Below are 21,829 nucleotides of genomic sequence, written 5' to 3'. Positions count from 1 at the left end.
TCTGGTACTTGTGCATTTATATATTTCTGGTATAATAATCGGGCATCCTTAGACCTCTACTATTCTATATCTTCAAAAGCTAGTGATGATACCTTACCGACTTTAGTAAAAACGCAATTGATATATAACGATCCTGTCAGAGGGGTTGATGCCTCTACATAGAAGTAAGGGTGGTCAATTGGAGATAGAACGCCTCCAGAACTCTGTTCTTTTACCCGGCATGTATGTACGTGTACCTCTGGAAAACGAGCGACCAGACACTGAATTCCGGGACTTTGGGCTCGGTCAAATTCATTCCGTTGACGATGCAACAAACACTGCTCGTGTAAAATTGTATCGCCCTTCAGAACAAGAAACGATCGAAACAGAATGTCTCTTAGAGCATCTCAGCCGCTGTTTTATTTTGCCCCATACGAAATTTACTTCTCCAGTAACTCGCAAACAGGGACACATATTATTTCAGTGTCAAGACGTGTGGGACCCGGGAAAATCGATCGAGTACTATGTCCAAATTGAGGGGGAGAAGCGGATCTTGCGCCTAGATGAGGGAAATATCCACGTCTCCTCGGATCGCCAAAACTATCCCCCGGCCTTGCAGCTCTTCAGCTACGAGTTTCAGAACCCAAGCTGGAAATTCCCCCGCGACTACCTAATCCAGGCTTATCGAGAGCTGCACAATGTCACCTTTGGCGTCGATGAACTGGTCAGTGCCCGTGTGATGTTGTTGGCCCATCAAGCCGAAGTCGTTTCCAGAGTACTAGCCGATACAACATGCCGCTACATTTTAGCGGACGAGGTCGGATTAGGGAAAACGATAGAAGCCTGTGTCATTCTCAAGGGGTTGCGCCGACGCAATCCCTCTCTAAAGGCTCTTATTATCGTCCCATCGGCCTTAGCTCGACAGTGGCATAATGAACTGAATGAGAAGTTCTGGCTGGACTTTCCCATTGTTAGCACCTCACAGCAAATAGAGTCTTGTATGTCTCTGGGCGGCTGTATTCTGTGTGTGGAAGAGCTAGCTCGCAGCGAAGAGTTGTGGCTTATGGCGCGTACCCAGAAGTGGGGAGTGCTGATTGTAGACGAGGCCCACCATTTGCACAAGCTGCCGGAACTTTATCAGCGTGTACACCAACTGAGTTCCAGTATTGAAAAGGTGCTCATACTCTCTGCTACCCCTATCCAGCGCTATGCTCGGGAGTACCTCTACATTCTGTCTCTAATGAATCCAAGCAGATATAAGATCCAAGACTTGGAAGCTTTTGAGGAGCTATTGCAAGCTCAAGCCAAGATACGGCGCCGCATGACTCTTCTCGGACGTACCTTGACGGAAGAAGATTTCGATGCGGAGGAATTTGTAGATGAGATGGATCATATGTGGATGGGCCTCAAACAGGATACGTTCTTGATGGACTTGATTAATAAGGTAGATGATGAGGAGATGCGGCAGGGGGATAGTTTATCTGCGGCAAAAGAGGTTTTTGCCTATGTCAGCGAGAATTATCAGATTGAGCGAAGGATAATACGTAATCGCCGCGTCCACATTACCGCGCCAATGCCCCGACGTGAACTCGACCCTTCTTGGGCATATGTTCCTAGCATTGCGGAAACGGAAGCGCTGGAGGAACTGTATGAGTATATTAATGCGTATAGCCGCGCATTTACAGACCATCCGCTGGTAACAGAATACTGTAAGGTATGGATGTATGCCTCTGCAAGCAGTCCATCTGCGTTACTAGATGTACTGGAGTCGCGCATTGCCTATGTCACCAACCCTGTAGAATCGGCTCCGCCCCATACCTTGGAACAGCTGTTGGTACCTGCTGCGCCTAGATCTGAGGAACAACGTATTAATGGGATTCTGGAATATGGCCCTCTGTTGGAGGAGGAGCGGTTGCGTTTTCTTGAGCCACTCCTCGTTCTGGTTGAGCGCTGGCAGGAGCTGACAGAGCAGGCTTTGACCGAATCTCTTCAGCGTTTCACACCATCTCCTCCGCCCGCTTCTCATCGCCTGGTGAGTGCGTTAAATGCTTTACATGAGATCATGAGTACAAGCTCTTCGAAGAAGGTAATAGTCTTCTCTGGTTGGTTACAAACGCTAGAAACTCTCTTGCCCTATCTTGAGCATCGCTATGGCCGGAATGCCATTGCTCAGTTTACTTGCTCTTTGAACGATGAGCAACTTCAGAACAGTGCTGATACTTTCCAAAGCGTTCCCCACTGCCGTATCTTACTTAGCGATGAATTGGGAGGTGAAGGCCGTAATTTTCAAATTGCAGATCTGATCATCCACATAGATCTCCCTTGGACCCCGGCTCAGATAGAGCAGCGTATTGGCCGGGTAGACAGGTTTGGAAAATCGGGGACCGTGCGTTCAGTCGTTCCTTACGGTCAGGATTGGCCCGAAGAAGATCTTTTCCATATCTGGCAGGATGCATTTCATCTCTTTACGCGCTCGATGAGTGGGATGGAAATCGTGCTGGAGGGTGTCCAAGAAGAGCTGCTGGCAGCGATAAAAGAAGATCCGCGCTGGGGCGTGTCCCACCAGGTGAAAGATATGGTGGGTAAGGCAGAGAAGCTACGTGAAGAAGTAGAAGAGGAACGCTACTTTGAAGAAGCTTCGGTTCATACCAGTTTGAGGGGGGAGTTCGATCACATTAGTGAGCGCTTTCAAGACGGGGAGCTTCTGCGGACTGCTTGTCTCAAGTGGGCACGCATCGCTGGACTGTACGCAGCTTATGACTCGCATGCGGATATTGTAACCTTCTATCCGAAGCGTTTCAATATTGCGAGCATGAATAAGGCGAGGTTTCTCAATCCTCCCAATATGGAAGAGGCCTTGCGCCGGTCAGGTCGTAAAAATAATCTGGTAATTCGAGGGACATTTAACCGGGAAATTGCTGTACACCATGAAGAGCTCGTCTTTTTTGCCCCAGGCAACGACCCTTGGATTGACGCGATTGTCGATAATGCAATAGAGGCCGACAGAGGTCGCTGCTGCGCTATTTTGCGGCATGCCCCAGCAGTACAAGGAACATGGCGCGGATTCGAACTCCTTTTTAGCTTAACTATCGATCCACGACCACTGTACCAGCTCGGTTATGATCCGGCTCATCTGTTCCGAGCCTTGGGCTTTTTGCACACTTCTACGGTTCGCCTGCTTATCTCTGAGGAAGGACGGCGAGAGAGCACAAGTAGCGCAGTGTGGAAACTTACCCAGCGCGCCTATAGTTCGGGGGAAGACATTCACCTGGGTAAACGCGATGGTGCTGTGTCTCGGTTGCAGACCTTTAAAAGAGAACACCCTGTTGATGAGTGGCATACCGTTACCGACCGCACGCTTAATCTTGCAGATACCATTCTCTCCGAGGAATTAGACGAGTACATGGAAGAGTTGGCTGGAGAGGCGCGAGACAGATTTGAGAAACAGGCGGCGGGCTTGAAAGCCATCTACCACTGGCGAAACCACTACATAAACGGGCAGTCTATGCTGACGTGGGAGCAAATCGAAGATCACGAGCGTATTTCGCAGGCACTTGTTGAGGGTATACGCCGCCCAATCAGGAATCTAGAATCCGCCTGTTATTGGGTGTTACAAGGAAAGTAAGTTGTGTGATGAGCGAGCTCTTTGATGCGTTTCAGTTGCTTTTGAGTACGGAGACGTCCAATTATTCTGCTTTTATACATCAGCTGAAGCGTTGCCAAGATGAGCTGACAGAGACCGAGAGTGTGCGTAGCTATGGATTATTACGTCTTGCTCAAGCATTGCAACACTGGAGCGAAACGGAGGAAGGGAGTGCAGATGTGCTTGTGCTCCTACGGCAAGTCATCCGTAGCCATAGACAACGGTTGGCGGCGCCAGTACGCCTCTGGCAGCGACTTAGCGCGGAAGAAGCTAGAACTGGTCTATGGGGGGCTGTGGATAGCGATGAACCGGGTATGATCCAACTGATGGCTGATGAGTGGCATCCACAGTGGTTGCAGGGGACAGAAGAAATTGACCATATAGTGCGGCGGCGTTCGAATACTCATGTACTAGGCGACGGGTTACTGTATGCTATGACACTGGGACACTTTGCCGGGTACCAATCATTGGCTCAGCGGGCGGCTGTGCAGGGATGCCTGTTTTGCGACCCAGGTTCCACACTACTTGTAACTATGCCGACGGGTATGGGAAAAAGCCTGGCTATTCTCGAGCCCGCGTGGCATGCTTCGAAAGGAGGTCGCATTAAAGGCGGAACAACGCTAGTGGTGGTGCCAACCGTCTCACTTGCCATTGATCAGCAGAGAAGCGCCCTTCGCTTTTTCGAATCGGTAACCTCTCCTGAGTATCTGCCGCAGGCCTGGACTGCGGATACCCCACGAGAAATGCGAGCAGCGATATGTGCAGGCATCAAGTACGGCACGTTGCCCATTTTGTATACATCGCCGGAAGCGCTGATGCAATCTGACTTGTATACTGTCTGTTTGGAGGCAGCCAGTCAGAAAACTATTAATTGGCTGGTGGTCGATGAAGCTCATCTTGTCGAGACTTGGGGCGCCGGTTTCCGTACCCGGTTTCAGTTCCTCGCTGCCTATCGCGAGCGACTATTAGAGCACTCCGGCGGGCAGTTACGAACGCTACTGCTTTCGGCTACCGTGTCGCAAAAGTGTATGGCATTGCTTCGACAGCTCTTTGGGCGGGATGGTTCGTTTTTCAGTGTTCAGGCAAACCGCCTGCGTCCGGAGCCATCATATTGGTCCCATTTTTCAAGAGATAGCAGTACACGTGAGAAGAGAGTGTTGGAGGCTTTATGGCATCTGCCACGCCCGGCTATTCTCTATGTTTCCAGGGTGAAAGATGCTGAGCATTGGCAGGAAATTTTACTGCGTCAGAGCTTCCAACGGCTGGGAGTTTTTACGGGTGAGACCCCACCAGCCAAGCGTCAGCAACTGATCCGTGCCTGGAGGGACAGTGAGATCGATCTTATGGTTGCCACATCAGCGTTTGGTGTAGGTATCGATAAGAGCGATGTACGTACTATTATTCACGCCTGTTTACCCGAAAATGTCGACCGCTTTTATCAAGAAGTTGGGCGAGCGGGACGTGACGGCTACAGCGCAATCAGCCTTCTTTGCACGACGGAAGAAGATTACAGGGTGGCTGAAGGCATGACATGGGCTGCTCGTATCACCGAAGAGCAGGCCGCGAACCGTTGGGAAGGGATGCACCGAACTGGACGCGTTCTATCCACTGAGCATGCAGCCGACCTTTTAGTGGATACGAATGCCTCTCCAGCGAATGAACCAGATATGCGCCGTAGCGATAAAAATCGCGAGTGGAACGAACACACCCTACTCCTCATGCAGCGGGCCGGGTTGCTCCAGATCGTGGATGCCCGTGAAGATATTGCGCCGGCACTCAATTCTTTGAATGTCGATACTTCGACCCTTTCGATACGAGATTGGTTACTGGTCCGCTTATTAGATCCCGTTATAACGGCGTATCCGGAAAACCCGGAATTCATCCAATTGCTGAAAGAGAAACGACGGGAGGAAGTCAGGGATATCCTATCCGCCCTGACAAAAATGGAAACAATCGCAAAAGAATACAGCGGGGAAACGGCTCAACGATGCCTGGCTTACGAATTGAGCGATTTGTACCCTGGATGTGCACGAGCATGCGGAGGGTGCCCCTACTGCCGCGGCGTGCAAAATCCCCCCTATGAGCAATCACTTCCACTGAGCGTAGACATCGAATCTGGCAAACCAAACGCGGAGCTCCTCGCCGCTGATTTACGCGAGCTAATGGGTTGGCGAGCCGTTTTACATGTTACCTGGGATGGCTTGCGTGACCTCACCGCACAGAAGCAGATCGATGAATTACTGGTGGAGTTAATTGAAGCCGGCGTTCAACAAATTATTCTGCCAGAAGAGTTATCTTCTGATTCATCGTGGTTGCAAGGGCTCATCAAACGCGTTGCCAATCAAAACGCGACCCCTCATCAAATTTTGACCGAGGAGGATTTGGAGTTTCTCCCCCTTTACACAGTACCTACTGGCATTGTATATCCTGCAGCTGACATCCCTGCAGGTCTGTTCTATCGCCGCCTGTCCAAACAGTTGAGGCGTTGGAATAGTCAACGCGTTCCACTGGTCCATATTGTTCATCGGTCGCTGTTTTTAGAAAGCGAACGGGGCCGTTTTGTTGATCGGATCGAAGGCATGAGCGAAAAATTGGACCACCTGTATATGCACTTGACGAGGTGGAAGAATGAGCTGTTTTAGACGGAGTTTATATGGAAATTATTAACGATGCGCGAATTGAGTGGCGCCGCTTATGGGCACTAGCGAGGTTGGTGGCAGACCTCGAGACTTCCACCCAGCAGGAGATTTTTGACCTATTGCAGCCCCAGGTGCTGACCGACAAATCTGCCGCTGCTACAGTCGCCGGTTCCACCACTGCGATAGCCATACGGCAGGCTATAGATATAGGTTTGCTACAGGAGCGTGAAGATAAAACGATTTCTTTGGGCGTATCCTCAGATAAATTAGCGAGCGAGTCGGCGTTTCGTGACTGTATGCGTGACCTGCTATTAGGTGTGACCGAAAGGCACCGATCAAACTATCTCTTTAATTTGTTCTCTGCCTGGTACGCTGTACAGGATACACGTGTATTCTATGAGCTAGCAGAACAGAAATATTTCCCCCAGTTCAATGCTGATATGTCTCCTAGCCAGGCAACGGATGACCAGCGGCTCTTCAATGATACAAAGCTCAACGGGTGGCGTAAATGGGCGGTATTTCTCGGATTGGGTTGGTCAATGAGATTTAATGGGCGTGAAGTAGTAGTGCCAGACGCGACCGGACGGCTGAGAGCTGCTTTGCCGGCAATTTTTCAAGAAGGCGAATATATGACTCTGGAGCAGTTTATAGAGAGATTGGGAAGAGCGTGCCCTGAACTAGATGGTGGAAAGTTGTTTACTCTGTGCTGGCAAGCCAGCCGGGGTTCTGATGTCCAGGGGAACAGGCTAAGCCTAATGCTCTCAACGGGGCTACGGACACTGGATAGATTGCAATCCATTCGTTTGGAGTACCAGGCTGACTCCCTAAGCGTATGGCAGCTGTATCCGGCTCAAGGAAGTGTGCATCAGCAGTTAACCCATATTGAATACCTGGGAGGTTAGAGGGTATGCAAACGAAGCCTTTTGCTTTAGTTCAGTGCTGGAAAAGTGAGCGCATCGGCCAGGTCATCAACAAAGAAGCGGCTTCTGTGGATACAGCCACGTTTCTTGCCACTCACACTCCCCTGAATAAATTCACTTACCATCGATATCCCCAAGTAATTAGCGATACCAGCGAGAATGGGTTGCTTCAAGAGCTAAAGAATTGCGCTGAGTTGGATAGGCATGCTTTTGTCGTCGTCCAAGGAATACCAGGTACGGGGAAATCGCATTTAATTCGTTGGCTCAAAGAGCGCTATGCTGCGGAAGCAGATCAGGAGCACGAACGTGTATTATTCATAGAGCGAGCACAGTGCAGCCTGCGTGGCACTCTGGAGCAAATCATCCACTCGGGTATTTTCGACAAAGAAACGATGAAGGAGCAGCTCGAGAAGCTCGATGGTGCACGTATCGAAATCTCTAAGGAAGCGTTGGCCGGTACACTCCTTAGCCAGTTACTTGTGGGGATAGGCGAAATGCCGCAAGTGGAGATGCCTGGGTGGCTGGCGAAAAGAAGTAGGTTGGAAAAGTACCTGCTGGACTTTGTGGTGCGCCAGGAATTGATGAAGGCAGGAGGCCCTATCGACCGTATTATACGGTTCCTCAGAAGTGGTTCAGGTATCCAAAACCGCGAAATGCCGAAGTTCGAAGAAAATGATTTCATTTTTAAAGCGGCAATACTCAATCAGATGGAAGGGTACCAGGAAGCCAGGTTTGTTGCTGAACGCTTGCAGGGTGAAGATCGGGCAGAAGAGCGTCGCCAGGTGGTATCTTACCTAAACCAATTGCTCTCTTTCGCAATTGGGCACGCCACCGCACTCACAAGCGATGATTTTAAGCAAATCTTTTATGACCTACGTCGCCAGCTGCGCTTACGAAAGCAGACCCTAACCCTTTTCATTGAGGATATTACGGCACTGACCGGCATCGATGCCGGCCTGCTCGATGTACTGGCAACACAGCATGTGGGCGAAGGGAATCAGGAATTTTGCCGTATCGCTTCTGTGGTTGGCATTACAGACAGCTATTTCACGGATCATGTCCCTGATAATATGAAGGACCGCTTAACGCATATCATTTCCCTAAACGCTACTCAAGGAGGATTAAGTGATTCCGAACTGCTCTCTGATGTAAATGCTACTGCCGCTCTGGCATCTCGTTATTTGAACGTTATGCGCCTGGAACAAAGAGAGTTGGATGTGTGGCTCGGGCAGGGGGGGAAACCTGACCAGCTCCCTAATGCTTGCGCAAGCTGCGCATATAAAACAGACTGCCACAGAGCTTTTGGCACCCATAAGATGCAGCCGGATGGTCAGCACGAGCAGGAAATTGGTCTCTATCCGTTTAATCAGAAGGCTATCTGGACCCTTTATCAGCATATCGATACCTCCACCAGCAAGCGCACTCCACGATCGCTGCTCCATAACGTACTGCACTATATTATGCAAAGCCATGGCCCGAAAGTTGAGCAGGGAGCCTATCCTCCTGCATCTTCTGAGTTTGGAGGAGAATTTACCACGTTTTCCCTTGAAAAGATGCAGCACAACGTGATTGCCTTTCAAGGAGGCAAGGATGCTAAACGTATCGAGACACTAATGATGATCTGGGGCAATGGAACGGTTGACTCAATGGAGGTTGGAGCAAGCAATTTAGTGGGAGATCTGCCACAAGAGGTTTTTCAAGCCTTTGGCATAAAACCAATTCCAGGTGAGCGTATTGCCGGCCCTGCGCTTTCCGTGACATCTCATCATGGCACATCTGGGGGCCCCGGATCAGCTGGATCGCCGTTGGGGATGGGTCAGGCGGAAGGAAGTGGAATAACCGAAAGAGCACCTTCACTGCCCAATCAGCCGAAGGAGAAACAGCAAAACAGGTATGTGCGAGATATCACCGCTTGGTTTAATGGAGGTAAGCTGGTCTACTATGCAGAGTATCGAGAATTACTTGTTCCCCTGCTCCGGTCCTTTATCGATTGGGACTTTTACCATATCAGTGATCGCCAGGTCGAAGAGGCATTAAAGGGAAGAAGAATCTGCATTGAGTCTCAAGATGGGAGGATGAATGTTGCTCATTATCTGACGCTAAAACGCGATCCCGAGCTTATGGCAGTATTGCTAGCGCTGGTAAGCATCAGGGAGAGCGGCCAGGACTTGACGGATGCCGTATTGAGCGGCTGTTTATCGAACTTCAGCATCTGGTTGCACTTGCATGAGTCTGAGATTGCCCAGTTCGTTCAGCAGCCTCATCGCTCGGTCAGCAACGTGTTGCCACTCGATGAAATGCTCGTCTTCAGTTGTTTGATTATGGCTTGCCTTCAGGGGGCTCTGCGAATCTCCTATTCGTCTCCTGAGGAATTGTGGCTTGACCTTGTGAACTTTTGCGTCAGTACCAGGAATTCCACCGCTGAGTGGGAGCAGCTTCGGCAAAAGGTGGAGCAACAGCACTCTCGTACATGGGCCGGTCTCGTAAGGCAAATTACGCAGAAAAGAGCCTCTGAGCTTTGCTCGCTATTGCTGAGTGCTTTGAATTGTTCTCAAGGAGGAAGCGGTGATGTGCGCTTTCTGGATGCACCACGGGGAATGCGCTTGCTCAAGCAACTGCGAAGAAATGACTGGCAACTGCCTGATGCTGCCCAACTCGATTCTGCTGCTGTCTTGCCATGGAGTGATGTTGTAACAGTCTATACTCTCCTACGAACTCAATTCGCGGTAGCTCTAAGCGATGACTGTGTGGCAATTGAGGACCTTCTAGCTCGCTTGAGCGCTTTTTTAGAAGACAGATCACCCAAAGAGGTGTTTCAGGCTTTACAGACCTTCGTAAAAGTTATGGCGGAGACGCAACGGGGTACCAACTTTGTCATCAGGCGTTCTCTGAACGCCACGCAGTTTAGCAGTATGCAGGCGCAGTTACAGAATCACTTAAAAAAGCAGACGCAAGAGCAACTTGCTCTGCATCTCTCGCATAACGGGGAATTGTATTTGCAGGCGCAGGACTACCTCTCCTATTTCGAAAGCTTTGTGAAGGAAGCGACAAAGCTGAGAGAGGCGAATGTGAAAAGGTTCACTCAACTTCAAAGTCAGGTAACCGCCGAGAGTGCGTCAAAACAGGAAGAGGTGGTATTTATGTACCGGGAAATCGCTAACACTCTTGATGTGCAGCGGGTGAAAGAGGAGAGGGCATGATTGTTAGTTTATCGCAAGAAGTATGCCAGCAGATACAGGAAATTGATTACCTCGAGCGGTTGAAAAATAACCTGACATCTATACAAGCGACCTTTGATGCATTGGTTCGGTTCAAAGAAGTAGCTGTGCAGTTAAAAGCCCTTGTAATATTGCAAAAAGGGCGGTTAGCTGAACCTATAGTCCAAGACATTGGATCTGCTATGGAGCAATTGGTCCGCGATGTGGACGCTAGCGCCAAGAGGCAAGAGAGCCAGCTACGCCAAGTAAAGGAACTGGCACAACTTCAGAGGGGAGCACAAGAACTCATTGATGACCTTAAAGCCCATTGGAAACTCTATGCACAGGGATACACTAGGGAGACGTTTGAATTACTGCGTTTGGTGAGTTACCTTCCCGAAGTAGAGGCACAGCAGGCTACCTACGAGACATTGACTTTACGCTTGCAGCACTACATTGAACACATACCACTGACTCCGGCTCAATTGCTAGAGTTTGACGAGTGCTTGCGGCAACTCAATCAGCATTTAAGCGATATCCAAGGCTTGAGCTCAGATGTGAAGAAGTTTTTGGAGAATATCTTAAAAGATCAAGCCACGCTTGCGGACCTTACAGATGAAGTTTTGCACTGGTGTCGGCAGGGAGAGCATGCAAGCGCTTTCTTTATTGGTTTTACCGGGAGAAAAAGAGGATAGAGAAATATGCCGGATGAAGAAATACTAGGCGAGAAGCTCGATGCCTTGGGAAATGAACTTTTGACGGAAATTGAATTGAATGAGATGAAATTACTCAATTGGGGTTTTGTTGATGTCAAAAGCCCCCTTCGAGTAATGCTACCGGATTTACTGGAGCACCTCAGCGGGAAAGGAAAAGAGCTTTGGTTGGAGTTGCAGGGGTTTGGGGTAGAGCCCGAAGCTCTTCTGGAAAATCTCGAGGATCGGAAGCTCATTTTCCCGTCAAACGCTCAAAAAGAGTCTTATCGGAGCCGCTTCGCGGAGGCGATTCGCCTTTTGTTTCTGCTGCGGCAGCGTTTTTCTCCCGAAGATTGGCAAACGGCCCCGCGATTAGTGAGTGACTTCAAGATAGACATCAAGAGAAGAAGCTATCCCAAACGCGATGTGAGTATAAAAGAGCTGTGCGACGAATTGCGCACAGACGGCGCTGACCCTTTCTATATAGAGGCGGTAACTTGCCTGCTGAAAGGTCCGACTGGCAAAGAGCTTTCTCTCTCTCGCTTTCAAAAGCAAGCCATTGTAGAACAACACCGTAGCCTGCATCTTGCTGAAAAAGGCATGTATAACGATCGCGGTTTAGTCATTGGAGCTGGAACGGGCGCCGGTAAAACAAAGGCATTCTACATCCCGGCCATGGCTGAGATTGCCTCTAATCTGAGAATGGAGAGCCGCTATGTGCAGGCACTTGCGATTTATCCGCGCAATGAGTTATTGAAGGACCAGCTGTTGGAGGCCTATCTGGAGGCTCGTAAGCTGGATAGCTTCCTTCAGGCCCATAAGAAGCGTTGTATCGCGGTTGGTGCTTACTACGGCGATACCCCATACTCAGCCGAAAGATTGCTGAAAGATGGGCATTCAGGTTGGACTCCCGTTAAGCCACAAAGTGGTATTGCAGGCTGGGAATGCCCCTATTTCCCCTGCCCGGATTGCCGGGAGAAGAAAGCAACCCCCAGGCTCTCGTCTGGTACCGGGAGGATGTTGAACGAGAAGCAGAGGACAACAAACAGAAAAAATACGGCAGCTACGCGCGCTTGCGTTGCCCAGATTGCTCTTTTGAGATACAAGGTCATCACCTTTTGCTCACGCGCGAGCAGATGAAGCACACTCCTCCGGATATCTTGTTTACGACCACTGAGATGCTTAACCGCCGTTTGAGCTACGCGGGGGAACACCGCCTGTTTGGCGTGGATCGCGTTGATTTGTTGCCCACGATGTTGCTGCTCGATGAGATTCATACTTACGAAGGGCTGCACGGGGCTAATATCGCCTATCTATTGCGTCGTTGGCGCCACGCACGCTGCCGAAGGCAAACTGAGAGACTTTGTTGTGTGGGCTTATCTGCCACTCTGAAAGATGCCTCCTCTTTCTTTTCTAGATTAACCGGCATATCGCCGAGTCTTGTCAGCTACGTACGACCGCAGTGGGAGGATATTGAGGTTGAAGGGGCAGAGTACAACCTGGTTCTGAAAGGCGATCCTGTCTCCGCTAAGAACTTGCTCTCGACCTCGATTCAGACCGTCATGTTGCTGGCGCGCATGTTGGATACAACCGATACGCAGCCATCAAGGAGGACATATGGGCGCAAGATCTTCGCTTTTGCCGATAAGCTAGATGTGCTCAACAGGTGGTACTACAATGAGTTGGATGCTGAAAAGGCGAAGGTCCTGAGTAAGTGGCGCAGCCGCAGAAGGCAGGATCCAGATACGAGAAGGAAGATTCAGGCGGGGCAAGATTGGCGCGTGTGTGAAGATATCGGCCATAATTTGTTTGCGCCGCTGCGGATAAGCCTGACGTCATCGCAGAGCCGAGGTGTCGATACGAGTGCCAATGTCGTAATCGCTACCAGTACCCTAGAGGTAGGGTTCAATGATCCCAGCGTTGGCGCGGTAATTCAACACAAATCCCCACATAGTATGGCGTCCTTTCTTCAACGCAAAGGGCGCGCCGGCCGCTTGCGCTTGATGCGTCCATGGATGGTTGTCGTTGCGTCAGCTTACGGAAGGGATCGCTGGGCATTTCAACACGCAGAGAACTTATTTGACCCTGAGCTCAAAAATATAGACATTCCGCTTGATAACTACTATGTGCGCAAGATCCAGGCCACTTTTGCCCTTATGGACTGGTTCTCGCTGAAGCTAAAGGAGAAGGAGCATTGCAGGAACATTGACCTGTGGGACGTTTTGCGTAGTGATGAAAAGGCGCACAATCGGAATGCTGACCAGAGGAGAGCTCTTTATACCCTTGTCGAGGATGTTTTAAACGGCGACCTGCTCGATGACCTGGGGCGCTATCTACGCCGTGCCCTCGGTTTGTATGAGCAAAGGGAGCTCGACTCCGTTCTTTGGGAAGAACCTCGTTCACTCGTCTTTGAAGTGTTGCCAACCTTGGCGAGGCAATTAAATAGCAGCTGGCAGCGATTGAATAGCGAGACTCACGCTGTGGAGGTATGGGGCGATAATATTTCTAGAAACCCCTTGCCTGATTTCATTCCGTCCACCCTTTTTACCGACCTTAAGCTTCTCGATATACCCTTAACGCTGTCTCAAAATACCCGGCAAAAGGGATCGTCGATACCGCAAACGGAGCCGAAAGTAGTTTACCTTTCTTTGCAGCAGTGTTTAAGCGAGTTCGCACCGGGCAATGTTAGCAAACGCTTCTCCTTGAGTGATAGCAAGAAGGAGGCGCACTGGTTGCCCATGCCGCATGCTGAGCAACTGCGGGACACACTATCGATTAGCGGGCTCTCCATCGTGTTTGATGAGGTTCCGCAAGAATTCGAAGTGGGAGGAACACAGTATCAACTTTTCTCCCCTCGGGCTTATACGTTGGCGCAAGTACCAGAAGACATTAGCCCCAGTAGTAGCGCGCATTACCAGTGGCGTTCGCATTTTGCTCACAAAGTACAATTGGCGGGAGAGGAGGCGAGCGGGGATAGAACGATTGCGTTGCCCGATACTTCTGACTGGAAAACTACTTTCACCGCAATTAGTAGTTATACCCTCTCCAACGGTTCATGGGTCGAAGTCGCGCGCCTTGCTACCGGCATTAAAGCCGAGGTGCGATACGAAACACGCAATGGAAACAAGAGAGACCCCCTGCCCTTGTGGTTGAGTTTCGAAACTCAAGCACGTCACCCTGCTGCAATCGGCACTGTGTACCATGTGGACGCGCTGCGCTTCCAATTCAAGCCCCTTGATATTGTGGGTTGTCGGAATATCCCCAGTTGGTCGTCTATCTACCGAGATCTACGCCCAGAATTCTTCCTTTACAAGTTCAGGCGGCACAGGTATGTCCAGGAAAAGAGGCTCTCGCGCTTTGAAATCGAGTGGCTTTGGCAATTAGAGCTATCGATGCTTGTTGCAACTGCTGTCGGTATATCTCGAAGCCTCGCTGAAGCAGCGCCGATTGTGAAGGATCAACGTCAGAAACTGGCTCAGCGTACTATGGAAGTCATATTCCAAAGCCAGCAGGCTGAAGATTACGGTGAGGAGAAAGTTGGACCTTTACATGAGAAGCTCCAACAACGTCTAAGAGATGCCGATATTGTGCAGGCGCTAGAAGAATGCTCATCTGTGCTCTGGCAGGATGAGGATGTGGACATGGAGGCGTGGCTGAGAGAGTGTTATGCGTCCTCGTTAGGTTCAACCCTGTTCGCAGCGCTTACACAAATGATCCCTGACTCTGATCCGGACGAACTGATTATGGATGTGGATGGAGAAAGCGTCTGGATTTCGGAAAAGACTCCCGGGGGAGTGGGTCTCATCTCTCGACTGGCTTCTCTCCTAGAGAGTAGCCCTTACGAGTTCGAACTAGCAATGTACGATGCACTGCACCACTGTGAGCGCCAGGAGTTAGCCACGCAGTTGCAACGGGTGGCAGAGTTAGTAGAGAGCGGAAATCCTCAACTGAAAAAAGTATTCGCAGCTCTGCGCCAGGAAGACGATATTAAAGAGCAAGAAGAATTGCATAAACGCCTGAAGTCCGTTTTGGAGCGGCATGGTATACCTGCGACGCGGGAATTGCTCGTCGCTCTGCATGCGAAATGGCTGCGCCCCAATTCGGATCAGGACAGCGATGACTTGCTGGCCCACCTTCTTCGCTTCTGGCGCGATGAAGAGCAGAGGCTCAATTGTAAGATCGATATACGCGTAATTGCAGTCGCTGCGTTGAAGCATGAGAAAATTTCTCAGAGGCTGCAAGCTATCTTGCAGCGTATCGGAGGAGTTAGCACGCAAGATCCGAGCCAAAGTTTTAACATTTTGCAATCCCTTCTCTGGTTGAACTGTACCGACAGCTGCCCCGATTGTATTGAGGAATCTCATTGGTATCAGGAACTGGTAAAGCCTTCGCGGGCTCTGCTGCGTTCGCTTTTACCGCCAGGTGTGCAAAGAGTTGCCTGTGAGCAGCAGGGCTGGGTGCAACAAGCCCGCCATGTACTTTCCACTTCTTATAAAGTACAGATACTGTGTCCACAGGACCAACTTTTCGCCTGCAAGCAACACATAATGGATTTGCTTACGGAGCCAATAGAAATAGGGTTTCAGCTGTTGTTCCCAACTGTGGAGCGTATTATGCGTACAGACCTTACCTGGACAATTGAGTTGTGGATCAAGGAGTTCGCCCATGCCTAACCGTATGATCCGATCAAAATCTAGGGTTAGCTCTCTCCTGCTCGTCGATTGTTTGAAATCGCTGTTCGCGCTAGAACTACTGAATCCCAGTGAGGAGCTCTATTTGTTCTCGCCTTGGTTGGGTAGGGTTGTACTGATTGACAACCGCTTCGGCCAGTTTCGTGCGGCTGCGCGCGAATTGAATAAGAGCGAGTTGACACTCGTGGATATTCTCTGGCTGTTAGCGGAAAGGGGGACGCGTATTCGTATAGTGTGCCGCCCCCATCACCCTGCAACAGAAGAGTGTCTGCGTGACCTTCGGCGTACCAACGTCGAGTATCGTTACGATAGGGACGTTCATTCTAAGGGCTTGATCACGCAGAATTGCTATCTACGTGGGTCTATGAACTTTACCCATGCTGGTGTGTATCTCAACGATGAGAATGTAGAGCTTTCCACCGAACCTGCGGATATATTTCGCGCCTTGCAGGAAGCGCGTGCTAGTTGGCAAAGGCTAGAGTATGAAAGTAATTCGCTATAATGAGCAAAAGCGTTACAAATTCGCATTGCAAGTCCTGGAATTAGCAAGCGCTCTGGAAGGTCAGACCGATTGTGACTCAGAAAAATGTGAGATACACGTTGAGAACGAGTTCCTGGCGCAACTGCTGGAACGAATAAGCGATGGCTATAAAGCGGTTGTTGTTCCAAACCTGCAATCGTCCCGCTTCCTTATTACTGCTTCTGATCGCAGACAATTGGAGCTAGCGTGTCAGCGCGTCAGGCATTTTCTTGTGCCCACATATGCGACTTTCACCCAGGAACTAAAGCCGCTCCCATTCAATGGGAGACATCCATTGCAGCTTCTGGGGGCCGAACTCTACCCATCAGGTTACTACGTACTAAAGTCGCGCAAAGAATTCGAGCACCAGGTGTTGTATTCCCTCGGTTTGTGGATGGATCTGGAAGAGAGGTATCCGCATGCCGAGCGTAGAGATGAGGTCCTCACCTACGGCCGCCTCTACGAGCGGTTTAGAATGGCGCTTGCCGCTGCTCAGTGGGGCGAGGCTGAGCAGGCTCGACGCACAATGCTCCTCCTCAATCTGACTACGGGTGAAAACCTCCTCTTCTTAAAGATCGAACAATTTGCCCTACAGCGGCGCTGGAATGAAATATGGCAATGCCGCGACAGAGCACAGTTAGTGCAAGCACGTGTGCCTCGTTCTGTACGCGGTGCGCTATTAACAGCTTTCCACCAGACGGTGCTTTTTCCCCTAGAACAACAAAACCAGTGGCAGGAGGCACTAGAAACTTTCCGTGAGAGCCTTCCTTTGCTTGGCTCGTTACTTACGGGGCGTCTGGGCCTTACAGAAGGACCTGTGGTGCAGGTATTTGCGTATCAATCCGCACTGGAGGGGGACCGTGTGGCGCTGCTTGCGCTGGTGGATGTCAATTCAGGTTCTGAAGCCCAGTTGTGTATTCAGCAGCTTCTCTCTCTACTTGCTCCAGAGGTGTCTTCCGCACCAGTGAATGAGCTGGCTGCTGTCAGAACGCCTTTGAGCCTCGCGCGCGAAGCCTTGGACTATGGAGACTTTGATGCAGCTCGGCGGTATAGTAAAGAAGTCGAGGAGAGCGACGCTAAGATAATTCTCAGCATGCAGATAGCGTATCACACAATCGACGTATCTCTGGCTGAAGAGGCCCTCGTATCCTACGGTAAGTATTCCCCGGCCGAGCTGCAGCAATTGAACCAACGGTTCCCCTTTATCAGTCACATTCATGGTACCTTGCTGCAATTTGTTGCCCAGGCCGAGGGACAGATGGCGGAAGGGGCAGAACAGGGACCTGCTCTTATTCAGGATTGGCTGGCGTGGTTTGACCACATCAAACACGCTTCTTCTTCTAACTCGGAACTGGGCAAGGCAATCACGCGCTTGGCGGAGATCTGTGATGAACGCTTTTGGACAGAGCCGCATATAGAACAGTTTACGGAGCGTTTACTAGAAATTGTCGACGATGCCCAACTGATCAAGAAAGATTTGGTTCGAGATGCGCTCCTGAAGATTACGCAGTTTTTCTTGTCTGACCAAGAGTTCCCTAGGACGGATGTGCCTCTCTATAGAAGTCTCTACGAAACGTTGTATCTTGCACTGCTAGCAGTACCCAAGGAGCTGCAGTATACAGGCTGGCTTTTGCTACGCCTGGCAGAAGCACAGTTACGCTCCGCATCTGAGAGCTGCGAGGCTGTATTTGGCCACTTGAAAGAGTGGTGTGGCGTACCTATACCCAGGCTTGAAGTGTGGGCATTAGACACTTGTGAGATGCTGCTGGATTACGGCCTAGAACCAGCTGCACTGACGACCTGGTATCAGCTCTGGATTTCGGAGTTGGTACGTGTCCAGCCACATCATCAGATAACGAACGTGAATGGCTGGATAGATCTAAGCCGCTGCGTTCCGGGTAGCGATGCTCTTTTGGATGCATTGCGTGAGCGTTTCAGAGGTCATCTTACCGCGACCGATGATCCTATCAAGCTTTTGCCAGAGGGGTATAGGATTGGTATCTATTCTTTGCTGGAGCCATCTGCACAACGGGCTAAAGAGCAACTGCTTGCTCGCAATCCAAAGCTGGAAATCCGTATCTGCACAGATAAAGTACTGACTGAAATGGCAAAATCGATCGCATTGCAGGCTGATATGGTTGTGATGGTTATCACTGCTATGAAACACGCGATGACGTATGGCGTTGGGCCTCTTATCGATTCGGCAAAAGTAGTACGACCTCAATCAAGTGGATCTACCAGCTTAGTACGTGCAGTCGAAGAATACGCGGCTAAGTATTACCTATAAGTGGAGCTCTGTACAGAGAAGGTACCTACGTACAATCAAGCAACTTTTTGGGCATTGAGTGTGTACTGGATCCAAAAAGCTGGACACGCATTTGGGTGTTAAAAAACAACATTCAAGTCAATTAGTCAGATGACGTACAGTTAGATACGTTGACAAAGGCGAAGGACTCGCATCGCCTCTAAGGTGGTATGGATATCTCGGGCTGACCCATCTTCGCTCGACCAACGCCCATCTGGCTCTTGCTGCTGCTCCGAGCGTGAAACGGCGTGCTCGATCACACAGTGGTCGAATGGCATCCCTGCCAGAAGCAATGTCGAGAGTAACCAGGCGAGATTACTCGCCGGAAGGCCGATGAGCTGTTGTGCCAAGGAGCCGAAAACTCGCTGGGCCTCGTGGCAGTGCAAGCGATACCACAAACCTCCTGCTAACCACTGAGCATGGACGAAGGTGGGGAATTGTCCCCCTTTCATCCAGATACCGTTGTAAGTAGCTTGCGGCTTACCGTGCATTCTCGGATGAGTCTGCCAAAGCCGTGAGCCAGAAGCCGCAATTGGCGGTGAGATAGAGGCGAGCAGAAAGGTCGCCTGGCATTGCCCAGAGCGGTGTCTGCTCGGCCATCTGTTCCTCATCTTCCCAACTGCCGTCCTTGCGTTGCCGCTGCGTGAGGAAGATGAGGGCAGAAGCAATCTCCGCTTCGTTTGTGCTGAGGCCGAGCTGCTCTGCTTGCGCTAAGCGGAAATAGGTAGCATCCAGCGAACTGTAATCGGATGCCCAGAAAGGTCTCCATCCTCCATCCTCCTGCTGGTCAGCAAACATCTGCTGCCTGATTGTTAGTGCAAGAGGTTCTCCGTCAAGCAGATACCGCAGGCGAGCTTGCTCGACCACATCTCCTGTGGAGCGAACGAAGGTGATGGCCGCCGGTCTATTCATGGAAAGCTCCTTCTCTCCAGCACTTCGCTCGAAACGCTCTTTCTGGATCTGTTGGATCGTCTTGCCTTCCCACCATTTTTGCTTTAATCGCCCTTGCTTCAATGCTGCTTCAAGGGTGTCAATTGTTATAATGCAGAGGTGATCAAGCGATACCCTATAGGTGAAGTCGAAAATCTGATAATAGTCTATCGTCTGCTGTATAGTATAGGCTGGGTTCTCTGATAAGAAATAAGTAAATGCCCCACAATCGTCCATCACGGGAACGGCTTTATCTAAGCGGGTGCATGCATGCACCCGGCTCTTTGGATATACTTTTCGGAAGTCGGAGATAATGACGCTTTTGAGACAAGCATGCCATCAAAAATTAACTCATTAAAAAAGTCGTGTGCCAAACTATCATGTAACCACCGATCACCACGTTCGGGCGAAGGCTAGTCGGTCACAAAATTATAGTCAGGATCAACTAAATCCTCAAAATTGGGCAAGTAGAACTTCAAGGTATCACATCTCCATACAAAACCACCGTCGAATTACGAAGTAATGTTCTCGTTTTTAGATGGTAAATAAGGTGAAGAGAGGTTCTTACACACTCCCGGTGAAGTTCGCTTGCTATAGACGTATCGATAGATCGTTCTACACTAATAATACTGCTTTTGTAGAAGGATCAGATGAAGATGGAAGTACCTGTTACGCTTGCCTTGCCAGAGGAACTGGAGGTCACAGAGATCGAGATGATTGATGAGGTCTTCACAATTACCGCTCATTGCATACGGAAACATCCCTGCTGCCCCCTCTGTGGCACTCCGGCACACCGATTTCATAGCCGTTACGTCCGCCAGATCACGGATCTCCCGTCCGGTGGAAAGCGTGTCTGCTTGCGCGTTCTGGTCCGCAAATGCTTTTGTGATGTCAGTACGTGCGCGCGAAAAATCTTTGCCGAACGTTTCACCCCCTTTATTGAACCTCTGGCGCGAGTCACTGCTCGCCTGTTTCAAATCGTTCAGGCTCTCGGCTTAGCAACTGGCGGCATGCTGGGAGCGCGTTTAGCTGAGCGATTAGGGATTAAGACCTCCTGGATGACGGTGCTTCGTCGGATCATGGCGCTTCCAAGAGAACCGCTCCAACAGGTGATAGAGCTTGGGATCGACGATTTTGCGTTTCGGCGAGGACGCAAATATGGCACGATCCTGGTAGACATGCGCAGTCACAGGGTCATTGATGTGTTGCCTGATCGATCGGCAGAAACCACCGCAGCCTGGATAACGACCCACCCAGAAATTGAACTGGTGAGTCGAGATCGGGGAGGGGACTATGCATCAGCAGCCAAGACCGCCGCTCCCCAGGCGGTACAGTGTGCAGACAGGTTTCATGTCCTCAAGAATCTTGGCGAGGCTCTGGAGGGGGTGCTGGCCCGCCACTTGGCTGCTCGTCGTAGAGGTCAGGCCGAGAAGTCCTCGGCCCCCTCTCTCTCGGAAGTGCAAGCGAAACAGCCACCCAGACCTCATCGGAAGGGAGCCGAGTTGAGCCAAGCGAAGCGAGCGGAGCGTCTGGCTCAATACGAGCAGGTCGTGGCCTTACGGAAACAAGGCTTCACCCTGTCGACCATTGCCGAGCAGGTTGGCATCGGTATTGCCACGGTCACACGCTGGTTGAGGAGTGGCACCTTTCCTGAACGACAATCACCTCTGCGCAAGACGGGTGTTGATGGCCACCTCCCCTATCTGCGAGAACGGTGGGAAGCTGGTTGTCATAATATGGCGCAGTTGTATCGGGAACTGCTGGAGCGTGGCTACACTCAATCGTATCAGTCAATGCATGACCAGTTGCTTCGCTTGCTTCCAGAGGGGAAGAAGAACGCTGCAAAAGCATGCACCCTCTCTCCAATGCCTCTCTCATCAAAGTCTGCGGCTTTTCTCTTTCTTCGTCGGCCTGAAGCACTTTCGACCGATGAACAAGAAATACTTCTCACCCTCCGCCAACTCGATCCAGAGATCGAGCTGGCTTACACCCTGGTTCAGCAGTTCGCCCAGATGCTGCGCACTCGTACCGGAGAACGGCTTGACGGCTGGCTTGAGAAGGCCAGAGCGAGCCAGATTCGTGAACTGCAAGGGTTTGCTACCAGTGTTGAGAGAGACAAGGCCGCAGTCGTGGCAGGACTAACCCTCCCCCAAAACAACGGATTGGTTGAGGGGCACGTCAACAAACTGAAGCTGATCAAAAGGATGGGGTATGGACGAGCAGGTATCTCTCTGCTCCGCCAGCGAGTTCTTCATGCTTTCTAGCAGGAAAGAAGATTTCGCCATGAAACATCAGGCCGTATTGGGAAGCAAG

Annotated in this window: 12 protein-coding genes; 10 read left to right on the top strand and 2 right to left on the bottom strand. The window is 50.6% G+C overall.

What is annotated here, in order from left to right; all coding sequences use genetic code 11:
- The first annotated feature begins 532 nt into the window (after nucleotides 1–532).
- From JMJ16_RS01150 to dpdD, 9 genes are read left to right on the top strand one after another with little or no spacing between them, the layout of a single operon-like run.
- On the top strand, nucleotides 533–3,604 hold the full coding sequence (locus tag JMJ16_RS01150) for an SNF2-related protein (RefSeq protein WP_201377768.1): 3,072 nt from the start codon (nucleotides 533–535) through the stop codon (nucleotides 3,602–3,604).
- An 8-nt stretch (nucleotides 3,605–3,612) separates the two neighbouring features.
- Entirely contained in the window at nucleotides 3,613–6,264 is a 2,652-nt protein-coding gene (gene dpdF / locus JMJ16_RS01145) for a protein DpdF (protein ID WP_236601525.1), read from the top strand.
- Between the two features lie 11 nt (nucleotides 6,265–6,275).
- Complete coding sequence (dpdG, locus tag JMJ16_RS01140; RefSeq protein ID WP_201377766.1) at nucleotides 6,276–7,163, top strand: protein DpdG; 888 nt, start codon at nucleotides 6,276–6,278, stop codon at nucleotides 7,161–7,163.
- Nucleotides 7,164–7,168: 5 nt separating this feature from the next.
- The gene (locus tag JMJ16_RS01135; RefSeq protein WP_201377765.1) at nucleotides 7,169–10,381 is read left to right on the top strand and encodes an ATP-binding protein; all 3,213 of its coding nucleotides are present in this window, start codon (nucleotides 7,169–7,171) and stop codon (nucleotides 10,379–10,381) included.
- Nucleotides 10,378–11,073: a hypothetical protein gene (locus tag JMJ16_RS01130; RefSeq protein ID WP_201377763.1), complete on the top strand. Its 696-nt coding sequence runs from the start codon at nucleotides 10,378–10,380 to the stop codon at nucleotides 11,071–11,073. Before JMJ16_RS01135 ends, JMJ16_RS01130 begins: the two co-directional genes overlap by 4 nt.
- Nucleotides 11,074–11,079: 6 nt before the next feature.
- Nucleotides 11,080–12,210, top strand: coding sequence for a DEAD/DEAH box helicase (locus JMJ16_RS01125; protein ID WP_201377761.1), 1,131 nt, complete (start codon nucleotides 11,080–11,082; stop codon nucleotides 12,208–12,210).
- The gene (gene dpdJ, locus JMJ16_RS01120) at nucleotides 12,189–15,743 is read left to right on the top strand and encodes a protein DpdJ (RefSeq protein WP_201377759.1); all 3,555 of its coding nucleotides are present in this window, start codon (nucleotides 12,189–12,191) and stop codon (nucleotides 15,741–15,743) included. Before JMJ16_RS01125 ends, dpdJ begins: the two co-directional genes overlap by 22 nt.
- Nucleotides 15,736–16,263, top strand: a complete 528-nt coding sequence (gene dpdK, locus JMJ16_RS01115; RefSeq protein WP_201377757.1) for a phospholipase D-like domain-containing protein DpdK — start codon at nucleotides 15,736–15,738, stop codon at nucleotides 16,261–16,263. The genes dpdJ and dpdK overlap by 8 nt, the downstream gene beginning before the upstream one ends.
- Nucleotides 16,244–18,568: a protein DpdD gene (gene dpdD / locus JMJ16_RS01110; RefSeq protein WP_305068032.1), complete on the top strand. Its 2,325-nt coding sequence runs from the start codon at nucleotides 16,244–16,246 to the stop codon at nucleotides 18,566–18,568. Before dpdK ends, dpdD begins: the two co-directional genes overlap by 20 nt.
- Before the next feature lie 140 nt (nucleotides 18,569–18,708).
- Here dpdD and JMJ16_RS01105 read toward each other — a convergent pair whose 3' ends face one another.
- Both JMJ16_RS01105 and JMJ16_RS01100 read right to left on the bottom strand, forming a co-directional pair.
- Nucleotides 18,709–19,038 (bottom strand): hypothetical protein, encoded by a 330-nt coding sequence (locus JMJ16_RS01105; protein ID WP_201377753.1) that lies wholly within the window; start codon nucleotides 19,036–19,038, stop codon nucleotides 18,709–18,711.
- Between the two features lie 28 nt (nucleotides 19,039–19,066).
- Entirely contained in the window at nucleotides 19,067–19,498 is a 432-nt protein-coding gene (locus tag JMJ16_RS01100; RefSeq protein WP_201377751.1) for a hypothetical protein, read from the bottom strand.
- Nucleotides 19,499–20,172: 674 nt separating this feature from the next.
- Between JMJ16_RS01100 and JMJ16_RS01095 the strand changes: the two genes are divergently transcribed.
- Nucleotides 20,173–21,780, top strand: a complete 1,608-nt coding sequence (locus JMJ16_RS01095; RefSeq protein WP_201377749.1) for an ISL3 family transposase — start codon at nucleotides 20,173–20,175, stop codon at nucleotides 21,778–21,780.
- Nucleotides 21,781–21,829: the final 49 nt, after the last annotated feature.

This window comes from Ktedonobacter sp. SOSP1-52 (assembly GCF_016587395.1).
The sequence above is the reverse complement of the archived record's forward strand: the minus strand, read 5'-3'. Positions and strand labels throughout refer to the sequence as shown.